The sequence below is a fragment of the Imperialibacter roseus genome (assembly GCF_032999765.1).
In the GTDB taxonomy this organism is placed as follows: domain Bacteria; phylum Bacteroidota; class Bacteroidia; order Cytophagales; family Cyclobacteriaceae; genus Imperialibacter; species Imperialibacter roseus.
Window position 1 is genome coordinate 2,277,103 of record NZ_CP136051.1, and the last position, 15,813, is coordinate 2,292,915.

Below are 15,813 nucleotides of genomic sequence, written 5' to 3' on the forward strand. Positions count from 1 at the left end.
AACCATCAATTAAACCAGCAAATCATGAATTCTACCAAATTAGTTTTTGGATTAATTATCATTCTTTTCGTCAGCTGCAAAAGCAATAGCTACTATGGCGCCATTACTTACAACGAGGACAAGTTTACAGGTACCAAAGAAGAAATGGCCAACTACCTGGTTGAAGTGCAGAACAAAACCCAGTTTATCAAAAATGCCTCAGTATTCGCCGGAAAGGATTCCAAGTTGAGAACCACCTATCTGGCAGCCAACGACGTGGCCTCCCTTATGGGCGATGTGTTGTTCGACCTGAGTATTGTGTCGACCAAGTCGGGGATGAAACTACCCAGGGCCCTGGACAGTGATGCCGATCGTGACTATCAGTTTATCGAAAAGCAGGCGGGAACGGACAAGTTTGACCTCTACTACATCAACGAATCACTCAGGTACCTGACCGACCTTGAGAAAATGATGAAAGCCTATGCTTCTGGCGGAAAAGAGGAGCAGGGCAGATCGTTCAGCAGCAAGCATTTGACTGAGGTGAACACCTCCATTACAAAGCTTGAAAAGGCCCGTGACGAAGTCAACGCCAATGCACCAGCCACAAGCAAATAACCTTTAAGGTTTCTTCGAAAAATATTCTTTTCTCAGAAGGCGTTTATGTGAAATCATGGCAAACATTTTGTGTATGATGATTTCATTAAACCTCTTAATAGAAAATGAAAATCAATTGGTATGACTTGTTGTTATGCCGTAACTTTTGAGCAAAATTAAACAACTGACAAATCATGTTACAACACGTAAACAGGTGGATGAAAACAGGTACCCTAAATGGCCTACTTGTGTTATTAATTGTATTGGGAGCCTCTTCCTGCAAAAGCAAGAAGAAAATGAGGGAAGTATCCAATAAAGAGCCTATGGAAAAGGTGGAGAAGGATTTTTCTTATGACAATGCGAACAAAGAAATGGAAAACGATGCCAACAAGGCAAAGACTGCCCCTCCGGCTACGCTATCATCTAAATTATCTGGATACTTTGCCGCTATTTCTTCTGCGCCAACGGTCGCTTCGGCCAACAGCAGTATCAACGAAGCGCTGATGTTGTTTGCATCTCCCGGCGTCCCTATTTTTATCATCATTTATGAGTCGCCTTCAGGAGAGGTCGATTATGATGAGCCTACCACAGCGGAGAAATACCTCAACTATTTGAAAGACCAAAAAAAGAACCTGAACAATATCCGGGACATGAAAACCAATGCCTCAGGAAAGATTACAGAACTTGAGTTGATAAAAAGGTAGAGGTACGATAACCATCCAAAAAAGAAATAACCATGCATAAGATATTCAAATATACGTTCTCAGTAATGCTTGTTGCGATGATGGGCACAGCCATGGCCCAAACCGCCGACATCAGCCCCCGCAGAAAGCAGGCGATTGATTCACTGGCACTTGAAAAAGTGAAAGACCTGAGCAAGTACATCAGCATTATTGGTGACAAAAAAACAGCCTATTCAGAGGCCGTAAGGGTAATGGACAGGGCTGAAGAGCTATTTGCCCCTGATAGCGAAATGGGCGTGTCTTCCCTTAGCTCAACTGAAATCAACTACTACAAAGTAAGAAAGTACTTCGAGCGTCTGATGGCCCTCAACTACGACAAGGTAAATATTAAGTGGTACGATATTCACTACATCAGTGACCTGGAGCGCCAGCCCGATGGCCGTTATGTAGGTGTGATCACAGTATATCAGCGCTTTGAGGGAACTTCTGATGACGGCATGACCTACAAGGACACTACCAAAAAGGACATCACCATTTACGTAGAAAGAAAGAAAACCCAAATATCCGGTCGCACCATTGAGTTTTGGGATGTGATGCTTGGCGATATCCGGGTAACCGAAACTTCTGCATGATAAGGATGAAGCGGCTGTTTTATGCGCTTCTTCTTTCGTTCTCCATTTTGTCGGCCGGGCAGGTCAGCGCTCAGGTGATTGACGAAATGGGGGACGAAAGTAAGCTGTATGCCTCTACGAAGCTGGTGAATCAGTTTTTCCGCCGCTTTAATGGCGAGGAAGACGAGAAAGGGGAGCGGTACTACGAAGGCAACAAAAACTTCCATGACCCGGCCATCCGAAGGAGGTACATTGGGATTCTTTTCGACAATCAAAATACGATGATTCCGGCCTCCCTGAAAAAGGAGTTTGCCCAGGAGATGACTGATAAGTCCGGGCAGAAGTTTCTCGATTTTCACTCAGGCAATTGGATGGCTGAGGTGAATGCCCTCTTTACCTATCAGGGGAAAGAACAGCCGGTCACGCTGTTTATGAAGCTCCAACCTCAGCGCCTGGGTTACGAATGGGTAATTGAAGAAGTCTACTTTGAGCCCTTCAAAAAATACTTCCACAAAGACACCACGGCTACAAAGAAGTTTCTGCACCCGATGAGCCATGAGCTTGACTTTATGAACTTGCGCAAGGCTTTCCAGGAAAGTGAAAACCCAGAGTCATATACACCAGATGAATTTGCACCGAGCTATCTCACGCTTTTTCTTTACGAGATGAAAAGAGGAACTTTGAAGTTCAAAACGGTCAGAGAGGTGAAGTTTCATTTCTTTCAGCTCAACAACTGGTATTTTGAGGTGTCTCAATTCAATCGGTCAGGTTATAACTCAGGCTGGCTGATTTCCAATATTGTAAAAACCTCTGAGGAGAATAAAAAAGCGATCAAGAACTATTTGTATGGGAAGAACTAGCCTTCGGTATGCCATTGTATTTTTATTAGTTGGGGCGTTCTCTATTACCGGAGTTTTTTCTCAAGCTGTCAATCTCAACGAAGACGACCTCAAAATTTACGAGCAAAAGAGCAAAGACCTGGTGTCTTTTCTACAGTTTATGCTCAACACTGTCGGCGATCAGAAAACTTCCGCCAGAGACAAGGAGGTAATCATTTCTGAAAGTTACCTGAAGGTGTTCAGGGATGGAAAAGTACAAATTGAAGATGATCTGCTCACAGACAGGCAGGTAGTCATCAACAAAGACGTGCAGGCCTACTTCAAAGACGTTGACTTCTTTTTCAAGCATGTTTCCCTCGAATTTGAGATACTGAAAGTAGAGCCACTCAAAAGAGACAATGGTCAATGGTACTTCAAGGTAGAGACCAATCGATTGATAAAAGGAACAGGGATTGAAGGCGATGCTGTGTCCAATAGCCGAAAGAGGTTTATTGAGATCAATTTGGACGTCCAGAAGGACGACTTGAAAATCGCCAGCATTTACACCACCAAAATAAGCCGTGAAAAGGCGCTGAGAGCCTGGTGGAATACACTTTCATTTGAGTGGATGGCGCTGCTACAGCAAGCAGCAGGCATCATACCTGCCGACAGCGTAAGCAATGCCCAGTTGGAGATGATAGCAAGAATTGACAGTCTCGATATTTCAGACAACCGATACCTGGCAGATATCAATCCGCTGGAAATGCTGCCTGACCTGGTGTACCTGAAAATGAGCAACACCCGGATCACAGACCTTAGTCCGGTGAGGAGCTTGTCGAATCTTCAGCACCTTGACATTTCAAATACTAAGGTGGAGGACATCACCTTTTTGAAGTACTCAGAAAAACTAAACATGCTGGATGCTTCTTTGACGCCAGTATATGACTTAAGCGAGCTGGCCGGTCTGTCCGACCTGCGTGTTTTGCTGCTGAAAGGGATTCCCGCAGCTGACTTTAGCATCATTGGCTTGCTTAGCGAGCTCCGCTGGCTTGATGTTTCTCAAACAAGTCTGGCTACCGCCGAGCCCATCATTAAACTTACCAGGTTGGAAGAACTAAATATTTCTTCTACCGCCATTACCTCGCTTGAAGGAATGGAAAAACTAAACAAACTGAGTGTGCTGCAGGCCAACGGTACATTTATTTCAGACCTCAGTCCGCTATCTGGTTTGGGTGGCCTCAGAGACCTAATGGTCAACGACTGCCCCGTTTCATCCCTGGATGCGCTTTTGGGGATAGCTTCTCTGGAAAAGGTCTATTGCGACAATACCTCTGTCTCGGACAAGCAGGCCGACGACTTCATGAGTAAAAAGAAAAAGACGCTGGTAGTGATGAACAGCCGACAGCTGGATGCCTGGTGGACAGGGCTAACCGGCGAGTGGCGCCTTGCACTGATGTCGTTGATGCAAGTGCCAAAAGGACAAAAGCCTACCAAGGAGCAGCTGGTAAAGCTGGTCAACATGGATTCATTGGTGCTGGTAAACAAGATGCTGTCCAACCTGCTGCCATTGGAGCGATTCAAAAAGCTTACCTACCTCGACATTAGTAAAAACCCGGTAGAGGAGCTTATTTCACTCTCGAGGTTGGGCGACATCAAAGTGCTGAAGGCCAATGATACGCCGATAGAAAACATTGCAGGGCTAAAAGGTATTGTTACCCTTGAAAAGATTGAGTTGATCAACACCAAAGTGTACGATTTGGAGGTGTTGCAAGGCTTGCCTCGCCTTCAATACCTAAACCTGGACGACACCTTTGTTTCCAGGGGTTCGGTGGTCAACTTCATACGTACACACCCTGAGGCGGTGGTGATTTTTCAAACTAAAGAAATAATGGCCTGGTGGGAGGCCTTATCAGTAGATTGGCAAACGGTGTTCCGGCAAAATCAAAAGTTGAGCCCAAGCCCCACAAGCATGGAGTTGCACCGATTGATTGCGCAAACAAGTATTGACGCCGCAGGGTCGTCTGTTAAATCGCTGGCGCCTTTGTATGCCTTCCTGGACATAAAGGCACTTAATTTAAGCAGTATTGGTCTGTCATCCCTCACGGAGCTATCGAGGCTCGACAACCTTGAAGCACTAAATGTCTCCAAAAACCCTGTTTCCAGTCTTCTGCCTATTCAGGGCCTTATTCATCTGACAAAATTAGACGTGAGCAATACCGCTGTTGCGGACCTGCGGGAAATAGAATATTTCAGGGAGCTGGAGTCGCTCAATTGCGCTGGTACCCAACTGAAAAACCTTAAGGGCATTGAAAGGTTTGGCAGACTGAAAGAAATTGATTTTTCTAATACGAAAGTGGGGCGGTTAGATCGTTTAGTAGACATAAAGGGTTTGCAATCCCTTACCTGCTTTAATACGAAGGTGTCGGCAAGGGAAATTGAGGACTTCAAGTCTCTGCAGCCAGATTGTAAGGTAACCTTTTATTGAATCAACTTCGGAACTGGCTTCCGTTGTTAACCTGTTTTATTTAGCTATGGGATCTATTCGAACGAGGAAGCTGGTTTACGGCTTGCTCACCTTGTCATTTATATTGTTTGCATCTCCATTCTTTGTCTGGTGGGGAGTGAAGGCGGGACTGTTCGGAGCTATTCCTGACTCGACGGAAATTCAGAGCATAAGAAACAACCAGGCGTCTGAAATCTATTTCTCCAACGGCGACCTTCTTGGCAAATACTACCTTTACGATAGAACATCGGTTGATTACAACTACCTTCCAACTCACGTGGTCAATGCGCTGATTGCTACAGAGGATGCCCGGTTTTTCGAACACCATGGCATTGACTACAAAAGTCTTTTGCGGGTGTTTTTCAAAACCATCGTTTTGCAGGACAACAGTGCGGGTGGCGGCAGTACCATTACCCAACAGCTAGCCAAAAACCTTTTTCCACGGCAGGATTTCGGACTTCTGAGCATCCCGGTTAACAAATTCAGGGAAATGGCCATTGCCGAACAACTGGAGGAAATCTATAGCAAGAATGAAATCATAGCGCTGTACCTCAACACTGTTCCTTTCGGCGATCATGTATTTGGTGTGGAAAGTGCTTCGAGGCGGTTCTACAATGCGTCGGTGAATGACTTAACGATAGACCAGGCTGCTGTGCTGATTGGCATGTTGAAAGGCAACTACGCTTACAACCCCCGGGTGTTTCCTGAGAGATCGCTGAGCAGAAGGAATGTGGTCTTATCGCAGATGAATAAGTACGGCTATCTGACCGAATTGGAGCTTCATGCCTACCAGGATTTGCCGATACAGCTGGACTATACCAAAATGACCCTGCATGAAGGGCCTGCACCGTATTTCAGAGAGCAGATGCGGATGCAATTGCTGGAATGGTGCAAAAGTCATTTCAAAGCCGACGGATCACCCTACAATTTGTATACCGATGGCCTGAAAATATACACCACGCTGGATGCCGGTATGCAGCAAGCAGCGGAGCTTGCTATGCAAAAGCATATGGCAGCGCTGCAAACCGCTTTCGAAAAAGAGTGGGGGAGTAACGCTCCATGGCTAAAGAACAAAGAGCTGATAGAGCATGCAGTTAAGCAAACGCCGGTTTATCTGTCTCTCCGGAAAAAGGGACTGACAGAAAAGGAGATTGCCGACTCATTACATAAGGAAAGGATGATGGAGCTTTTTGAATGGGCTGGAAATCAAGAGGTAAAGGCAAGTGTGTACGACAGCGTGCAGCATTACCTCAAATTTTTACAGGCCGGTTTCGTGGCGATGGATCCGAAAACCGGGGCTGTGAGGGCCTGGGTTGGTGGTATTAACCATCAGTACTTTGAATATGACCATGTAAACGTTAACACTAAAAGGCAAGTGGGGTCTACATTCAAGCCCTTCGTTTTTGCCAGCGCTCTCGAGAAGGGAGTGAAACCATGCGACTACTTTTCTTCGAAGCAAATTACTTACGAAAACATGGAGAACTGGGCTCCCGAAAATGCCGAAGCGGAGACCCATAACTTCTATACCATGAAAGGGGCTTTGACGCACTCCGTCAATACCGTGTCGGTGAAAGTGTTGGAAGAAACAGGTATAGCCTCGACGGTAAAGTTGGCCAGGAACCTTAATATCTCGAGCACATTGCCGGAAGTGCCCTCACTGGCACTTGGCACAGCAGACATTTCGACAATAGAGCTGGCCGGGGCTTATGCAGCTTTCCTCAATCATGGGATACCTGTTGCACCTCAAATGTTGCTAAGAGTGGAGGATGGCGAAGGGAATGTATTGGAAGAGTTTGTTGCCGACGAGCAGCAAGCGGCCATGAGCGAAAACACCAGCAAAATTATGCTCGACATGATGCAGGCAGTGATAAACGACGGAACTGGCAAGCGACTTCATTTCAGGTACAACCTCCCCAACGCTTTGGCAGGCAAAACCGGCACTACTCAGTCAAACCGGGACGGGTGGTTCGTGGGAATGCTGCCAAATTTGGTTACTGTTACCTGGGTTGGCGCAAATAATCCTAAAATTTATTTTAAAAGTACTATATTAGGGCAGGGAGCTTCATCAGCTTTACCTATATTTGCATTCTTCCTGGAAAAACTCAACAACGACAGTCATTACAATGTCATTACTCGAGAGAGATTTGCCGCTCTTTCGGATGATTTGTTATATTTAGTTGACTGCGAGCCGTATAAAGAGAAGGAAGGTTTTATCAAAGGCCTGCTTACCAGAAAGGAACAGGAAGTAAGGGACTTTGGAGAGGAGAAAAAGAAAGGCTTTTTATCGAAAATTAAGAGCATTTTTAAGAAGAAGGAAAATTAGTAACCAGTGTTTATTTTAAAAGATTAGCTATGAAAGGAATGATTTTACCGGAGATCAGGAGGGGTGGGGTGCTTGTCCTTTTGATCGGCCTGAATGCCGGGATGGCATTTGGCAAACAAAGTGATGAAAATAGAACGCTGCATGCCAAGTACAAAGAAATGGTGGAGGATGCGGAGACCTATGAAAAATATAAAGTAATCGCCACTCAACAGCTCAACAGCTTCTGGGGAGAAGTGGAAGATAGTTTGGTTAGTTATCGAGAGGAAATTGCGGATGTTAAAATTGCCATAGCGAATATCAACAAGACACTGGAAGCGGCCAACGATAGCTTGGCCGTAGTCAATGAGCAGCTTCAGGCAAGCGAGGAAGTTAATGGTGAGATAAGTTTTCTTGGGATGTCTCTTAATAAGACCTTCTATAATACTGTAGTTTGGGGAATTGTAGGCGGCCTGCTAGTGCTGCTGGGCATCATGTATGTTTCATTCAAAAACAGTCATTCGATCACAAACAGAGCTAAGAGAGACCTGGCCCTGGTCACTGATGAATTAGAAGAACTTCGTCAAAGATCAAATGAAAAGCAGGTAAAACTGAAACGTGAGCTGCAAACGGCTGTCAATCAACTGGAAGAAGTCCGCAGAAAGGCCCCGGCTGGCAGGTAGTTCTTTACTGCGTTATATGTGGGTGGGACTACTCTGGTCAATCCGCCCACTTAGTTAGTTTCTAGTACCCAAGAATCCTTTTGCGTTGTTCAAACGCACGACGGGCATCCTTCGCCCGATCTACCCGTAACAAGGCCTAATTTTACTTAGTAAAATACAATAAATTATATAATTTATCGTATTTTAAGTATTATACTCAAAACGGGTACATCGATAAGTTTTTTACCATAAACCAATTAGCTATGAAAAATTACAGATTGATATTGTTTGTGGCCGTGCCGATAATTTTGGCTGGCTGTAATAAGGAAAAGGTGGAGAATTTGACGACTGAGAATGTAACGCTTAAGGGCGAGAATGACAAGCTGGAAGAGAGGCTCAATAGCTACCTTGAGACTTTCAATGAGATTGAAAGTAACCTGGCGGAGATAAAGGAGCGTGAAGAGAAAATAGGGCTTGCCACGTCCAAAGAAGTGGAAAATTCGTCCTCAGCTGAGAAGGCTATTGTAGCCGACATAAAAGCAATTAATGCGCTTTTGGCGGCCAACAAGACCCGAATTGCTGAATTGCAGCAAAACCTGCAGGGCTCATCCGTTAAGATGAAAGAGTTTAATAAGTTGGTGAACAACCTTCAGGCCAGGGTAGAAGAAAAAAACGTGGAGGTGAACGAGTTGAAGGTTACGTTGGTGGCTTTGAATACATCGAATAAAGAGCTCCTGGACAATGTGGCAGTACTCTCCATGAAAGTGGACACCCTTAATGGGGTTAAACTGGAAAATGAGACCATAATAAGTGAGCAAAATGACTTACTGGCTACTCAGCAGGAGCAGCTAAACACTGGCTATGTAGCAACAGGCACCTACAAGAAGCTGAAGGAGGAGCAGGTCGTTACCAAAGAAGGGGGAATTCTAGGATTGGGTAAGGTAGAGAAGCTAAACGCTGATTTTAACAATGATTCATTTGAACGCATCGACATCACCGCAACAAGTGAAATACTACTTGCTGGGAAAAAAGTGGACATTGTCACAAATCACCCTGGCGACTCTTACAAAGTAAGAGAAGACGAGACTGGTGACTTTTCTACGCTGGTAATAACCAATCCCGAAGAATTTTGGAAATCTTCAAAGTACCTGGTGGCGGTGGTTAATTGACCCGGTCATCGGTTTTGTTCATCTAAGAGGGATCTTTCGCCGGATCCCTCTGCTTTTTACACCTTGATGTAAATGTTTCTTTTCTCAAGCCATTTGCCGGCAGCCCAGCAAATCATCATAAACGCAACGGCGAAGGCCAGCGAGTTGATGTAGGGGGGCAACCAACTGAAAAGGCTCTCATAAGCCACACGGAAAAGACTCCTGTCTCCTATTTTGACCACATACATCGTGATGGCCAGGTATTCGGAAAGCAAATAAATGAAAAGAGGGTTCTTTCCGAAGGTCTGGAAAAAGCTGAATTTATATGGCTTGGCAGAAAACTCCGTCAGGTAGATAATAATGCCAATAATGATGAAGTCCAATCCAATAGTAAGGACGACAAAAGAGCTCGTCCAAAGCTTTTTGTTGAAAGGGAAGATGAAGTTCCACAAGTAGGCGACCAACAATATGTAGGCACCATACAGCATGACCTTGGCCAGTTTTTCGTAGCTGATACCTTCCTTAACGTACAGCCCCAGCAGATAGCCGCCAATCACATTGACAATAGAAGGCAGTGTACTAAGTATTCCTTCTGGTTCAAAAGCGACACCCTCGCCGTGGTACATGTGCCCGTCACCTAAAATCAGGAGATCCAGCGTTTGTCCAGCATTGCCCAGCATGGAGAGGTCACCAAACCACGACATAATTGCCCAGTAGCCAAGCAAAAGCCCTCCGGACACCCAGTACAGCGCTTTGGTGGAGAAGAAATGGATCATCAACGCACCGGCGAAGTAGCAAATGGCAATCCGTTGCAGCACACCAAGTATTCTGGTGTCTGAAAACGGTATAAACGACCATGCACCGGACGCATCCTGCCTGAAGAAAGGAAACCAGTACATGATAAAGCCCAGAAGGAAGATGACGGCGGATCGCTTTAGAACCTTCAGAAAAACGTCTTTAAACTCCCAGTCTTGCCATTTAGGCATTACAAAAGCCAGGGCATTGCCCACTGCAAAAAGGAAGGAAGGAAAAACAAGGTCGGTGGGGGTGAACCCATGCCAGTCGGCGTGAAGCAACAAAGAGAAAGTAGAGGCGCCATCGCCGGGCGTGTTCACAATGATCATGAGACAAATCGTCATCCCACGAAAAATATCCAATGCTTCAAATCTTTTCATTTGAGGTAGGGTTAGGTATGTAGCAGTATTTGTTCAATCGCTACCAGTGTTGTTTGTTGGCGGCAACAGTGTAATATCTCACTTAATAAGTTGAAGTCAAAACATAAAATCAACCTTTGTGATAACCGGAATATTGGGAACGAAGCAAAATTGGGATAGACTGGTTTGCACGCTTCTTTCACTTGTAAGAACCGGATGATTCCTCAGGTTGAAATAACCGGCTCTAACGAATCAAGGATTTATCATCTATGCCGACTAGCCTAAGTTTCATGTCCGTTAAAGGACTTTCTTTGGGCCAATGCTGGCAATTCTAACCGCTTATAATTAACTTTTAACCTATTGGTGGTGAAATGGTTAACAAAGTATACTAAATCCCAACGCTATGAAAAAACTACTTACAATCTTATTTTCAATGCTCTTCTTTATCGCTTCGGCAGAAGAGAAATCCCTGAAAGCCAATTTTAAGGACGGCAACCCGAATATCAAGTCGATCAATGCCATGACATTTGGCCCGGAAGGCATCCTTTTTATTGGGGACTCTAAATCGGCCTCAATTGTTGCTCTTGATACAAAAGATGCAAAAGCCACGGAGGCTCCGGCCAAAATAGAAATGAAAAATGTAGACGTGGCTATTGCGGCTGCGCTGGGAACGACAGCAGATAAAATTTCTATTCAGGACATGGCGGTGAATCCAATATCCAATGTCCCCTATTTTGCTGTTCACAATCAGGACGGGACGCCTGTGTTACTGAAGCTTGTTGGCGAAAAAATTGAATGGGTTCCACTCGACAAAGTTTCTTATTCTTCAAGAGGGATTGCAAACGCCTACGCAGAAGACTACAAAGACGACAGAGGCAGGGCTCAGCGGGTGTGGACAGTATCTGACATTGAGTTTAAGAATGGCAAGGTAATGGTGACAGGCCTGAGCAATGCCGAGTTCAGCTCGACATTCCGAACCATGGCCTTTCCTTTTGGAAACAGCCAGGACGACGCTTCTCTTGAAATATATCATGCGGCTCATGGCCGATTTGAGACCTACGCACCAGTGAAGACATTCACCACGAGCACAATCAACGGCAAAGACTACCTGGTAGCCAGCTACACATGCACGCCATTGGTGCTTTTCCCAATGGATGAGCTGAAAGGTGGCAAGCACATCAAAGGCCGCACGGTCGCCGAATTTGGTGCTGGCAATACGCCGCTGGATATGATAGTGATTAACAAAGGTGGAGAGAGCTTTCTTTTGATGGCCAACAGTAATCGTTCGGTAATGAAGGTGAGGTTCTCTGACATTGCCGGATTTGAAGGTAGCCTTACAGAGCCGATCGAGGAGCCTGGCAAAACGGGCGGTGTTAATTTTATAGCGCTTCCTATGGTCAATGTTGTTCAATTGGATAAATTGGGCGACAAGAACTTTGTAATGTTAAAAAGAGAAGCCAATGGTGATCTTAACCTTATCACTGGCAATGATTTTTGGTTATAAATTCATCCATACTTGAAGAAATATTACTTAATACCCCTGCTGGTTTTAAGTTACTATGTGGCTACTGCTCAACTTTCTCCTGAGTTTATTTTGGAAAAAGGAAAGGCAGTAGCCATTCAGTTTACTTACAATGGCGACCTAAAAAGACTTTCAGTTGCCCTCCAGAATAACCCAAGGCCTATTTTTGGGCAATTTCTAACAGAAGGGGACAAAACTATTTTCAGAGCGGCTATTCCTTTTGCCGAAGGGCAGGAATATGTAATTAAGGAGGGGGAGAAGTTGCTTTCCCAATTTCGTTTTGAGGGCGACAACGAGCCACCCCCCATTGTACTGGCCGTTTACCCAAGCTCAAATACTGTTCCCGCCAATCAGCTAAAGATGTATGTCAAATTTGATCAGCCCATGAGGGCAGATGGCGTCTACGAACATATTTACGTGGCAGACGAAAATGGACGGAGGCTGCCTGTTGCGATACTGCCATTGCAGCCAGCCTTGTGGAACGCTGATAATACCATGCTGACTCTGTGGTTTGATCCGGGGAAAATCAAACGGGATTTGCAACCCAATCAAATGCACGGCACTCCACTACAACCCGGCAAGCGATACTCATTAATAGTCGAAGGAGCCTTTAGTAGCCAAAAAGGAGATCAGCTGGGTCAGCAGTTTAGCCGTCCCTTTTCCACCGGTGATGATGACAGGGTGAAGCCCGACCTTGAGAAATGGAAGCTGGTGGCCCCATCTGCTGGCAGCAACGATGCACTAACTGTTCAATTCGGCGAGCCGATGGACTTTGGCTCATTGGATGGGAAATTTAGTGTGAAGACGGAAAGTGGCGACGGGCAAATAGTTGATGGCGTTTTTGAAATCACAGCTGGCGAAACCGGACTGACTTTTAAGCCAGCTAAGTCCTGGTTGGCAGGTTCCTATGTGCTGGTTGTTGACCCAACCATTGAGGATCTTGCCGGCAATAACCTCCAACGACTTTTTGATGAAGATACAACTGTTGAGAACCCGGATCTGGCGAAGCAGGATTGGCATCTAAAATTCATCATCAGGTAAAGTCACTCTTGCGTATAGATCAATCAAAATTGATTAAGTTGAGGGTTAAATATAAACCGTTATTGATATGCGAAAGAAAATACTAATTGGAGTTGGCGTGTTCGTCATGGTCATAGGCGTGGCATTAATTTATTTAAACTACCGAAACAGAACACTTAGCCCTTCTGGCAGTGCTGAACTATCCAACGGTGGGGTGAACGTTTCTTTGACTTACAGCCGCCCATCTGTCCGCAATAGAGTTGTATTTGGAACTAAGGAAGAAGGAGCGCTGCAACCTTATGGTGTTTACTGGAGGCTGGGGGCGAATGAATCGACAGAGGTAACATTTGATGCCGACATATTGTTCAATGGACAGCCTCTAAAAAAGGGAACCTATAAGGTTTATGCTGTCCCTGGAGCAGACAGCTTTGAGATCATTGTCAATACCGAATTGGGAGAATGGGGCTATTCTGAAGCTGATCATAAACTAGATGTTCTTACCACAACGGTGCCGGTGGTGAAGGATGGAAGTGTCACGGAACAACATACAATCACACTATCTCCGGCTGATGGCGGCGTTGATATCAACGTGGCCTTTGAAAAAGTAAAGTTCACCATTCCTATAAAGGCTAACTAATAGTAAGATGACTGGCTATATTTTGGTTAAGTACCTTCACTACCTGGGTATTCTGGCTGTATTCAGCAGTTTGGTAGGGGAGCACCTGCTCCTGGAAGACAGGCTTTCCCGCAAAGCTATCCAGAGGCTCTCCATTGTCGATGCCGTGTATGGAATCGGCGCCCTGCTCGTAATGGGCGCTGGCTTTACCTTGTGGTTTGGAGTGGGCAAGCCTGCCGACTTCTACAGCAACGGATGGATTATTTATGCCAAGCTCATTCTTTTTGGTATTGTAGGAGCTATTTCTCTGATTCCCACTTTTTACTTTCTGAAAGAAAGGAAGGGCGATCCAGAAGAAGTGATTGACATTCCAAAGAAGATGAAAATGATTCTTCGCATCGAGCTGACTCTTGTATTGATCATTCCGTTGCTCGGGGCTATGATGGCGATGGGAGTAGGGGCAAACTGATTTTTTCTTTTTAATAGACTCAGATTAATGGGTTACCAAATGTTGGATTGTACTATTAATCATATATTTGGCTTTTTTGGGTGTTTTTCTTGAATTTGTTTTTTTGAAGGGTTGATTTGAATTATTATTTCACCTGTCTTTGTCAAAAATGAAAAGGATTTTACTATCTGTAGGGATCGTTTTTTCCCTCAACGCAGCTTCATCCCAAACGCTCCCATTTAAAGATTTTTATTTTGCATCCCCGATGTTGATTAATCCGGCGATGGCGGGTGATCGCATCGATCCGACCTTCACGTTGATTTCAAATATTCCAACCAGTGGTATTTATGGGGCACCAGCTAGTGTATCGTTTTCGTACGACCAACAATTGAAGAAAATCAATAGTGGAATAGGCGCTGTTGTTAGCAGGGAAAACCAAGGGGTGCATACTGAATGGAGGCATACACTGATGTACAACTATAGATGGAAATTTTCTGGCAGCAATGAACTGGCGTTAGGCGGTTCGATTTTCAACGTTGACCTGGAGAGCGATTGGGACAAGTTGAATAGTTCAGGGGTTGACCCTTATCTAACTGGACAGTCAAGGTTGAATTACTTTAATTTTGACGTTGGCGCCAGCTACTCTTTTTTCAAGGGTACAAATGTAGGGCTAAGCTTAATCAGCTACCCCCGTATTTATCGGGAGAATTTTTTCTTCGATATGTATAAGGTAAGGGATCAAAGAAGAGTAGTTGCGTTTTTGGAGCAAGATTTGACACTGAACAAATGGTTAAAGTTGAGACCATCGGTACTTTATACTCTTCCTGGAGAACTTCCAGCGATTTTGAACCTGAATGCAACGGCCTACATTAGCAAATGGGCGTTTGTTGGGGCGCAGTATTCGAACAATAATAGTCTCAATAACACATCCAATGTTTTTGCAGGATTATGCTACAATGATGCCATACAAATTGGTGTGAAGGTATTCAAAAAGCAAACTCAAATGCTTGCATATGGATACCGCTCGGCTGCGTTCATGCTGCAGGTAAGCCCGAAAAGGAAGGACGAGAGTAAAGATTGACCTCGGAACTATATAGGATCATTTGATACTTTTCCATACCCACCAACACCTACCAGAAAATGCCGTTTTGAAGTGATGTTCTTGGCTCTCTCTTCAAAATACCTTTGAGGAAAAACTTAGAGCATGAAATCGAGAATCATCTTTTGCGCTTTTATCATGGGTGCGTGCCTTAGCGGCTGCGACAAGCTTAACGAGCTGCAAGACCCTTCTTTTAAATATGTAGAGCCATACCTCGGGAAGTGGAACCTGACATCGGTAAAGGCCTACGATTTGTTTGTACCGGGCGGCAATGCAGACAACGCCCAAACCACTAACGAGCGGGAATACAACGACGTAGCTGGCTGGATTGAGTTCAAAAAAGACAAGGACAGTGACGACAGTTACTACAGAGGCAGCTTTTCGGTAACTTATGGTACAGTTGATTATTTAGGCGGGGAGTACCCCGCTGAAACATACGAGGGCGCCTTCAAATGGGATGCCGACGAAGATAAGAGCATCTACGTTGAAATGGACGACTCAAAAGGTAAAGTACTTGGAGCTGCCTTGAGCATTGCCACTCTTAACCCGAAAGAGCTTACTTCGTCGACGATGAAACTGACCTTCACTGATGGAGGATTCAACGACGAATACAATGTGGTGGAGTTTACATTTACGAAGTAGAAAACATAAGGAGCC

15 protein-coding genes are annotated in these 15,813 nt (G+C 45.0%); 14 read left to right on the forward strand and 1 reads right to left on the reverse strand.

Annotation, left to right across the window (positions count from 1 at the left end):
* The first annotated feature begins 24 nt into the window (after positions 1-24).
* The 8 genes from RT717_RS09505 (at position 25) to RT717_RS09540 (ending at position 9,318) form a co-directional block, all read left to right on the forward strand.
* Positions 25-594 (forward strand): hypothetical protein, encoded by a 570-nt coding sequence (locus tag RT717_RS09505; RefSeq protein ID WP_317491502.1) that lies wholly within the window; start codon positions 25-27, stop codon positions 592-594.
* A gap of 173 nt (positions 595-767) precedes the next feature.
* Positions 768-1,277 (forward strand): nucleoid-structuring protein H-NS, encoded by a 510-nt coding sequence (locus RT717_RS09510; protein ID WP_317491503.1) that lies wholly within the window; start codon positions 768-770, stop codon positions 1,275-1,277.
* Between the two features lie 65 nt (positions 1,278-1,342).
* The gene (locus RT717_RS09515; protein ID WP_317492354.1) at positions 1,343-1,888 is read left to right on the forward strand and encodes a hypothetical protein; all 546 of its coding nucleotides are present in this window, start codon (positions 1,343-1,345) and stop codon (positions 1,886-1,888) included.
* 5 nt (positions 1,889-1,893) lie between these two features.
* Complete coding sequence (locus tag RT717_RS09520; RefSeq protein ID WP_317491504.1) at positions 1,894-2,727, forward strand: hypothetical protein; 834 nt, start codon at positions 1,894-1,896, stop codon at positions 2,725-2,727.
* Positions 2,714-5,170, forward strand: coding sequence for a leucine-rich repeat domain-containing protein (locus tag RT717_RS09525; RefSeq protein WP_317491505.1), 2,457 nt, complete (start codon positions 2,714-2,716; stop codon positions 5,168-5,170). Before RT717_RS09520 ends, RT717_RS09525 begins: the two co-directional genes overlap by 14 nt.
* A gap of 46 nt (positions 5,171-5,216) precedes the next feature.
* The gene (locus tag RT717_RS09530; protein ID WP_317491506.1) at positions 5,217-7,511 is read left to right on the forward strand and encodes a transglycosylase domain-containing protein; all 2,295 of its coding nucleotides are present in this window, start codon (positions 5,217-5,219) and stop codon (positions 7,509-7,511) included.
* Between the two features lie 29 nt (positions 7,512-7,540).
* Positions 7,541-8,170 carry a hypothetical protein gene (locus RT717_RS09535; protein WP_317491507.1) on the forward strand — a complete coding sequence of 210 codons (630 nt, stop codon included), beginning with the start codon at positions 7,541-7,543 and terminating at the stop codon, positions 8,168-8,170.
* Positions 8,171-8,412: 242 nt separating this feature from the next.
* A complete protein-coding gene (locus RT717_RS09540; RefSeq protein WP_317491508.1) occupies positions 8,413-9,318 on the forward strand; it encodes a Cbp1 family collagen-binding glycoprotein adhesin in 906 nt (301 codons plus the stop codon).
* Between the two features lie 56 nt (positions 9,319-9,374).
* On the opposite strand, the gene RT717_RS09545 is transcribed toward RT717_RS09540, so the two are convergent.
* Complete coding sequence (locus RT717_RS09545) at positions 9,375-10,472, reverse strand: acyltransferase family protein (RefSeq protein ID WP_317491509.1); 1,098 nt, start codon at positions 10,470-10,472, stop codon at positions 9,375-9,377.
* 382 nt (positions 10,473-10,854) lie between these two features.
* Here RT717_RS09545 and RT717_RS09550 point away from each other — a divergent pair, with 382 nt between their 5' ends.
* The 6 genes from RT717_RS09550 to RT717_RS09575 all read left to right on the forward strand — a co-directional run bounded on the left by RT717_RS09550 (position 10,855) and on the right by RT717_RS09575 (position 15,798).
* Positions 10,855-11,955 carry a hypothetical protein gene (locus RT717_RS09550; protein WP_317491510.1) on the forward strand — a complete coding sequence of 367 codons (1,101 nt, stop codon included), beginning with the start codon at positions 10,855-10,857 and terminating at the stop codon, positions 11,953-11,955.
* A gap of 12 nt (positions 11,956-11,967) precedes the next feature.
* Complete coding sequence (locus RT717_RS09555) at positions 11,968-13,014, forward strand: Ig-like domain-containing protein (protein ID WP_317491511.1); 1,047 nt, start codon at positions 11,968-11,970, stop codon at positions 13,012-13,014.
* A gap of 67 nt (positions 13,015-13,081) precedes the next feature.
* The gene (locus RT717_RS09560) at positions 13,082-13,630 is read left to right on the forward strand and encodes a DUF2911 domain-containing protein (RefSeq protein ID WP_317491512.1); all 549 of its coding nucleotides are present in this window, start codon (positions 13,082-13,084) and stop codon (positions 13,628-13,630) included.
* A gap of 7 nt (positions 13,631-13,637) precedes the next feature.
* Positions 13,638-14,078 (forward strand): DUF2214 family protein, encoded by a 441-nt coding sequence (locus tag RT717_RS09565; RefSeq protein WP_317491513.1) that lies wholly within the window; start codon positions 13,638-13,640, stop codon positions 14,076-14,078.
* A gap of 148 nt (positions 14,079-14,226) precedes the next feature.
* Complete coding sequence (locus tag RT717_RS09570) at positions 14,227-15,138, forward strand: PorP/SprF family type IX secretion system membrane protein (protein WP_317491514.1); 912 nt, start codon at positions 14,227-14,229, stop codon at positions 15,136-15,138.
* A 123-nt stretch (positions 15,139-15,261) separates the two neighbouring features.
* The gene (locus RT717_RS09575) at positions 15,262-15,798 is read left to right on the forward strand and encodes a hypothetical protein (RefSeq protein ID WP_317491515.1); all 537 of its coding nucleotides are present in this window, start codon (positions 15,262-15,264) and stop codon (positions 15,796-15,798) included.
* Positions 15,799-15,813 lie beyond the last annotated feature (15 nt).